Source organism: Mycobacterium sp. (assembly GCF_049673265.1).
Taxonomy (GTDB): Bacteria; Actinomycetota; Actinomycetes; order Mycobacteriales; family Mycobacteriaceae; genus Mycobacterium.
This window is the reverse complement of the sequence record NZ_JBATXN010000700.1, coordinates 1-6,511: the sequence shown is the minus strand read 5'-3', so window position 1 is coordinate 6,511 and position 6,511 is coordinate 1. Positions and strand designations below refer to the sequence as shown.

At 66.8% G+C, this 6,511-nt stretch carries 7 protein-coding genes and 1 pseudogene; 5 read left to right on the top strand and 3 right to left on the bottom strand.

Translation table 11 applies throughout. The annotated features are described in order from the left end of the window. Positions 1-351: PH domain-containing protein (locus WBF82_RS23810; protein ID WP_424385387.1), on the top strand; the 351-nt coding region annotated here is incomplete at its 5' end. Positions 352-404: 53 nt separating this feature from the next. Further along, entirely contained in the window at positions 405-1,841 is a 1,437-nt protein-coding gene (locus tag WBF82_RS23805) for a PH domain-containing protein (protein WP_424385386.1), read from the top strand. On the opposite strand, the gene WBF82_RS23800 is transcribed toward WBF82_RS23805, so the two are convergent. Further along, the gene (locus WBF82_RS23800) at positions 1,838-3,532 is read right to left on the bottom strand and encodes a DEAD/DEAH box helicase (RefSeq protein ID WP_424385385.1); all 1,695 of its coding nucleotides are present in this window, start codon (positions 3,530-3,532) and stop codon (positions 1,838-1,840) included. The two genes, WBF82_RS23805 and WBF82_RS23800, sit on opposite strands and share 4 nt — an antisense overlap. A gap of 88 nt (positions 3,533-3,620) precedes the next feature. Here WBF82_RS23800 and WBF82_RS23795 point away from each other — a divergent pair, with 88 nt between their 5' ends. Beyond that, positions 3,621-4,103 carry a VOC family protein gene (locus WBF82_RS23795; protein WP_424385384.1) on the top strand — a complete coding sequence of 161 codons (483 nt, stop codon included), beginning with the start codon at positions 3,621-3,623 and terminating at the stop codon, positions 4,101-4,103. Between the two features lie 6 nt (positions 4,104-4,109). Here the strand turns inward: WBF82_RS23795 and WBF82_RS23790 are convergent, their stop codons facing one another. Continuing rightward, positions 4,110-4,610: a cupin domain-containing protein gene (locus WBF82_RS23790; RefSeq protein ID WP_424385383.1), complete on the bottom strand. Its 501-nt coding sequence runs from the start codon at positions 4,608-4,610 to the stop codon at positions 4,110-4,112. 42 nt (positions 4,611-4,652) lie between these two features. Between WBF82_RS23790 and WBF82_RS23785 the strand changes: the two genes are divergently transcribed. Continuing rightward, complete coding sequence (locus WBF82_RS23785) at positions 4,653-5,354, top strand: M24 family metallopeptidase (protein WP_424385382.1); 702 nt, start codon at positions 4,653-4,655, stop codon at positions 5,352-5,354. Here the strand turns inward: WBF82_RS23785 and WBF82_RS23780 are convergent. Next, positions 5,351-6,265 (bottom strand): SDR family NAD(P)-dependent oxidoreductase, encoded by a 915-nt coding sequence (locus tag WBF82_RS23780; protein ID WP_424385381.1) that lies wholly within the window; start codon positions 6,263-6,265, stop codon positions 5,351-5,353. The two genes, WBF82_RS23785 and WBF82_RS23780, sit on opposite strands and share 4 nt — an antisense overlap. Before the next feature lie 103 nt (positions 6,266-6,368). Between WBF82_RS23780 and WBF82_RS23775 the strand changes: the two are divergent. Then, a pseudogene (locus tag WBF82_RS23775) lies at positions 6,369-6,511 on the top strand (TetR/AcrR family transcriptional regulator); the annotation flags it as partial.

Genomic DNA, 6,511 nt, shown 5'->3' with positions numbered 1-6,511 from the left:
TGGCTGCACATTTTGGTCGCCGTCGTCACCGTGTTGGGCGCGGCCGTCTCGCTGGCCGTCGTGCCGCTGTGGCGGTACCGGGTGCACAGGTGGGAGATCAGCCCGCAGGCGGTGTACACCCGGACCGGTTGGCTGGTGCAGGAAAGACGCATCGCGCCGATATCGCGGGTGCAGACCGTCGATACCTATCGAGGCCCGCTGGATCGGTTGTTCGGTCTGGCCAACGTCACCGTTACCACAGCCTCGTCGGCCGGGGCGGTGCACATCGCCGCGCTCGACCTCGCGGTGGCCGACCATATCGTCGCGCAACTGACCGACATCGCCGCGATCGGTGCCGAGGACGCCACGTGACGGCACCCCCGCAGCCCCGGCCCCAAATCGCTTGGCAGCGGCTAAGTCCCAGGATGCTTCTGGTACATCCGGTACACGAATTACTGCGGGTGCTGCCGCTGCTGATCGGGGGACTGGTACTCGGTTCGACCACCGGCAACCAGTCCTGGACCGTGGCGGTGATCGCGCTCAGCGTGGTGGTGGGTATGGCGCGCTGGTTCACCACCAGCTACCGCATCGAGTCCGATCCGGAATCCGGCCAAGTGCAACTACGGGCCGGCCTGCTCAATCGCAAGGTTTTGTCGGTGCCGCGCAACCGAATCCGCTCGGTGCAGACCGATGCGCGGCTGCTGCACCGGCTGCTGGGGCTGGCCGTGCTGCGGGTGAGCACCGGGCAAGAAGCCAGAGCCGAACACGGTTTCGAGCTCAACGCCGTCAGGGTTGACCAGGTACCGCGACTGCGAGCCATCCTGCTAGCCGAGTCACCGCAGCCGGGGGAGGCTGCGACCGCGGAACCCGCGACGGCGAGCGCAGTGTTAGCGCGCTGGCAGCCGTCCTGGTTGCGGTATGCGCCGCTGAGCTTTTCCGGTCTGCTGATCATGGCGGCCGCCGCCGGCGTGGTGTATCAGAGCGGATTTGTTGGGCCACTGCAGCATTCGCGGGCGGTTGAGTCCGGGCTGGCGGAGGCTCAGCGGCTGGGTGTGGCCGCGACCGTCGCAGTGATCGCCGCGGCGGTGCTGGCCGCCTCAGTCTTGCTGGCGGTGCTCCGGGCACTGCTCGTGTACGGCAACCTGGTGCTGCTGCGCCGGGCAGACGTCCTGCACCTGCGGCACGGTCTGCTGCGGCTGCGTGAACACACCTACGACATGAGCAGGCTGCGCGGCGGAACCCTGCGACAGCCGCTGCTGGTGCGTATTTTCGGCGGCGCTGGACTGGATGCGGTGATGACCGGCGTGCATGGTGCAGGCGAGTCGTCGGTGCTGCTGCCGCCGTGTCCGCGTGCCACGGCAGAATCGGTGTTGACCGGCCTGGTCGGTGACCCGAACGTCGTCACCGGACCGTTGCGGGGTCACGGCCGTCGGGCAGCGCTCCGGCGGTGGACGCGCGCATTGGGGATTCCCGCGCTGGCCGGCGTGGCGCTGGCGGTGGCTGCCCTGATTTCCGTTGTACCCCTTTGGTTGTGGACGGCGTGGGTGGCGGTGATGGCCTGGGGCGCCTTGCTGGCGGCCGACCGGGTGAACGCACTTGGGCACCGCGTCGACAGCCACTGGCTGGTGATGCGTGCCGGCAGCTGGGAACGCCGCCGCGACTGCCTGGCCACGGCGGGCATCATCGGCTGGACCGTGCGGCAGTCGCCGCTGCAACGCCGGGCCGGGGTGGCTACCCTGGTGGCGGCTACCGCCGCCGGCATCAAGCGCTACCCGCTGATCGATGTGCCGGAGAATCAGGCGTGGGCGGTGGCGGCGGAAGCATCGCCGTGGGTGGCCGACAGCATCTGGGCGACCCGCTAGGCGGTCAATCCGCGGACCGCTTCGATGCGGGCCCTGAGTTGGTCGGAGCTGGCGGCGGCCACCGGCGGGCCGCCGCAGATGCGCCGCAGCTCGTTGTGAATCCAGCCGTGCGGCTTGCCCGTTCGATGGTGTGCGACCGTGACCAGAGAGTTGAGTTCGCGGCGCAGGTCTCGTAGTTGCCCGTGTCGGGTGATCGGTTCGGCCACGGCTGAGCCCCCTGAGCCGTCGGCCCTACGACGGTCAAGCTGCTTAACTTGGCGGCGCAGCAACAACTCTCGCATCTGGTTGGCATCCAACAGGCCCGGCAGGCCCAAGTAGTCGGCTTCTTCGTCGCTGCCTGCGGGGGTGGCGGTGCCGAACGACGAGCCGTCGAAAATCACCTGGTCTAATTCTGCGTCCGCGCCCAACGAGATGAACCCGTTCTCGATTTCGGAAGGTTGCGTCTGGCGCCGCTGCGCGGCCTCCAGTTCGTCGGTCTCCCGATGCGGCTCGCCGAGAACGTGATTGCGTTGTGCCTCAAGCTCGCTGGCCAACTGCAGCAGCGATGACACCGACGGCAGAAAGATGCTCGCCGTCTCGCCCGGGCGTCTGGACCGCACGAAGCGGCCGATCGCCTGAGCGAAGTACAGCGGGGTCGAGGCGCTGGTGGCATACACGCCTACGGCTAGCCTCGGTACGTCGACACCCTCGGACACCATCCGCACGGCGACCAGCCAGCGGTTAGTCCCCGCGGAAAACTTCGCGATGCGGTCTGACGATCGGGGGTCGTCGGAAACGACCACCGTCGGCGCTTCGCCGGTAATCCGTTCCAGCAGAACGGCATAGGCGCGGGCGGCCTTCTGATCCGAGGCGATGATCATGCCGCCGGCATCAGGTACTCCGCCGTCGCGCAATTGCCGCAGCCGGATATCGGCGGCGGAGATCACCGCGGGCATCCACTCGCCGGCTGGATCCAGCGCGGTGCGCCACGCCTGGGCGGTGTGCTCGGCGTTGGCCGGCTCACCGAGCCGCGCGGCGTACTCCTCGCCAGCACTGTCTCGCCAGCGGGTCTCACCGGAGTAGGCCAGGAAGACCACCGGACGCACGACGCCGTCGGCCAGAGCGTCGGCGTAGCCGTACGTGTGATCGGCCGCCGAGCGCAGCAGGCCGTTGCCGTCGGGCTCGTAGCGGACGAACGGTATTGCCGCGTCGTCACTGCGAAATGGCGTGCCGGTCAACGCCAGTCGCCGAGTGGCATCATCAAAGGCCTCGCGGATGCTGTCACCCCAGCTCTTGGCGTCCCCGCCATGATGGATCTCGTCGAAGATCACCAACGTGCGCCTGCTCTCGGTGCGCACCCGATGCCGTGCGGGATGGCTGGCGACCTGGGCGTAGGTGACGACGATGCCTTGGTACTCCGCCGAGGTGTGCGCGGCGGAGTTGCGGAACTTGGGATCCAGCGCGATGCCGTCGGCGGCGGCCGCCAGCGCCCACTGCGTCTTGAGGTGTTCGGTGGGCACCACCACGGTAATCGTGTCGACGCTGCGGTCGGCCAGTAGCTCGGTGGCGATTCGCAGAGCAAACGCCGTCTTACCCGCGCCAGGGGTAGCGACTAGCAAGAAATCACGCGGCTTGGCGGTTAGGTAGCGCACCAAGGCTCGCCGCTGCCAGCCCCGCAAAGCCCGGGTGCTGGGCGCTTCACTAGCCCGCACCCGAAGACTCCTATCTGATCGAGATGCAGTCTAGGGCAACGACATCGGCGCACGCATCTTTCCTGGAAAGCGGCAGGTCTATTGTCGGATGGTGATTACCGGACTGGCTCATAGCGGCGTATGCGTGCCTGACTGCGAAGCGGCGGTGGCGTTCTACCGCGACGTGTTGGGCATGCGGGTGCTTTCGGCGCCCTACGTGATGGCCGGCGATGCGATCCGCGAGGACATGGGCGAGTTGGTGTCCGACCCCACCATGAAAGCGGCCATCGTCGGATTTGATGACGACGGCGATCGGGTTCTCGAGGTCATCGAATACCTCGGTGTTGCCGGCGGTGATCGGCGAAGCACCGCGGCGATCACCGACTTCGGCCTGTCGCATGTCGGGCTGGTGTGTGAGGACATCGACGCCACCCGGGCTGAGCTCGAGGCCAACGGGGTGCGCTTTCTGGTCGACGGCGTTGCGGACGTGGCGCGCGTCCGCACGACGTGGTTTGTCGACCCATGGGGTGTGGTGTTCATCCTCGTCGAGAAGAGCAGGCCAGCGCGTCCCTACTTTGCGCAATGGGACTGACGCCGGCTATACGAAGAAATTGTCGTGGCGGATGAACCACTCCCGCCGCTCATCATCGGTCATGTCGGCCAACGCGCTGAAGCCCTCGAAGTAGGCCTCCCGCGGCGCGCCCGGGGCGAAGAGCATCAAGACTGACGCGGGCTCGTCGGATTCGTTGCGGAAACCGTGGATGCCACCGGGCGGGACGTACAGGAAGTCGTGCGGGTGGCCGTCGATCCAGTCCCCACCTTTCGAGCCGTCGTAGAGCTTCATCGTGCCGGACAGCACGAAGAATGCCTCCGACATCGCCCGGTGGAAGTGCGGACCGGGCCCGCCTCCGGCCGGGGCGATGTCGACGCGGTACAGGCCGTAATCGCCGCCGGTGGCCTGCTGGTTGGCCAAGTAGTGGTATTGGACGCCGAAGGTCTCATAGTCCGGCGGCTCGTCAGCGCGCTTGATCCAGGCGCTGACTTCGGGCTGGTCGTTGAGGTAACGAGGTTCGGGATAGGGCGGCACCACGAGCGACATGAGTGCTCCATTGGGGTCTCGGTGGTGGCTAGCATCGGTGCTGTGCCGAAGCCGATCGCCGACGAAAACGCCCGCGCCGAAAGGCTTCTTGATGCCCAGGATAAGGCGGCGCGACTGTTCGACGAGATCGTGCGCCGCGAACTGATCCGCCCCGGCGTCGGCGAGCGCGAGTTGTCCGACGAGATCCGCGACCTGGCCGCGCAGCTGCTCGGCGTGACCGGCCATTGGCATCGGCGGATTGTGCGTGCCGGCGAGAACACCCTGCAGCCTTTCAGTGCACGTCCGCCGGATCGGATAGTCGCCGACGGCGACATCGTGTTCCTGGATCTCGGCCCGATTTTCGAGGACTGGGAGGCCGACTTCGGCCGCACCTTCGTGCTCAGCGACGACGCGGACAAGCTGGCTATCCGCGATGCCTTACCGCGGGTGTGGCAGGCCGGGCGCGACTATTTCGAAAGCCATTCCGACATCACCGGCGCCGAGTTGTACGACCACGTGGTGGGGCAAGCCCACGCCGAGGGTTTCGAATTCGGCAGCCCGATCGCCGGCCACCTACTCGGCGAATTCCCGCACAAGAAGATCGTTGGCAACGGCGTCGAGTGGTACATCACGCCGGGATCCAACAAGCCGATGCGCCGCACGGATCCCGGTGGCCGGGTCCTTCATTGGATTCTGGAAATCCACCTGAACGACCCGGCCCGCGGCTTCGGCGGTTTCTACGAGCAGTTGCTCGACCTGCCCTAGTCGAGGGGGTAGACCACCCCGGTCAATTCCTCGGAGACGGCCCAGAGCCGCTTCTGCAGGTCGGCGTCATGGGATTTGCGGCTGGACTCCACGATCTTTGGGTGGCCGCGTTGTTCGCCGAAGCCGTCGGGACCGTAGTACTGCCCGCCGAGCACGCCGGGGTCGGTCGCGGCGCGCAGTGTCGGCAGGGCGCCCATGTCCGCTCCTTGGGCGATAAGCGGCATGAGCACCGGGATGGCCGGCTTGAGCAGCGCCGGGATATTCCGGACCAACTCGGTATTCGATCCGCCGGGGTGTGCCGCGGCCGCGATCGTGGTGCCGTGCGGCGCGAGCCGTCGCTGCAGTTCGTAGGTGAACAACAGGTTGGCCAGCTTGGACTGGCCGTAGGCGCCGACCCGACTGTAGTTGCGTTCCCACTGCAGGTCGTCAAAGTGAATGCCGGCCCGGATCCGGTGGCCGACGCTGCTCACCGTCACGACCCGTGAACCGGCGACCGGCAGCAGCCGGTCCAGCAGCAGACCGGTAAAGGCGAAGTGGCCCAGATGATTTGTGCCGAACTGTAACTCGAAGCCGTCCTTGGTGGTCGACTTCGGCGTCCACATCACGCCGGCGTTGTTGATCAGCAGGTCAATGCGGTCGTGGTCCGATCGCAGTTGGTCGGCTGCGGCGTGGATGGACTCCAGTGAGGTCAGGTCAAGCTCCTGCAGTGCGATGTCGGCACCGGGATGGCGCTTGCTGATCAGTACAGCGGCGTCCTTGCCTTTGTCGAGGTTTCGTACCGCGAGAACGACGTGGGCGCCGTGTTCGGCGAGAGCGGCGGCGGTCTCGTAGCCAAGACCGGTGTTGGCTCCGGTAATGACGGCGACGCGACCGGTCTGGTCGGGAATGTCTGCGGTTGTCCACTTGGCCATGGAATAGCTCCCAAACTTGTAAGGTAAACGGGGCGAGCGCTCCGGTTGAAGGTCACTATACGGAACGCACGCCCCGCTTTGTCAACGGATGGGTGGTAAACGCATGGCGCAACCTGCACGGCCACTGCGTGCCGACGCGGCGCGCAACCGCGCGCGCGTGCTGGAAGTCGCCTACGACACCTTTGCGGCCGAGGGCCTCTCGGTACCGATCGATGAGATCGCCCGGCGCGCCGGCGTCGGACCCGG

Bases quoted from the DNA above. Each gene is read 5' to 3' on its own strand.
- WBF82_RS23805 (WP_424385386.1), top strand. From the start codon at position 405: ATGCTTCTGGTACATCCGGTACACGAATTACTGCGGGTGCTGCCGCTG.
- WBF82_RS23795 (WP_424385384.1), top strand. From the start codon at position 3,621: ATGGTGATTACCGGACTGGCTCATAGCGGCGTATGCGTGCCTGACTGC.
- WBF82_RS23790 (WP_424385383.1), bottom strand. From the start codon at position 4,610: ATGTCGCTCGTGGTGCCGCCCTATCCCGAACCTCGTTACCTCAACGAC.
- WBF82_RS23780 (WP_424385381.1), bottom strand. From the start codon at position 6,265: ATGGCCAAGTGGACAACCGCAGACATTCCCGACCAGACCGGTCGCGTC.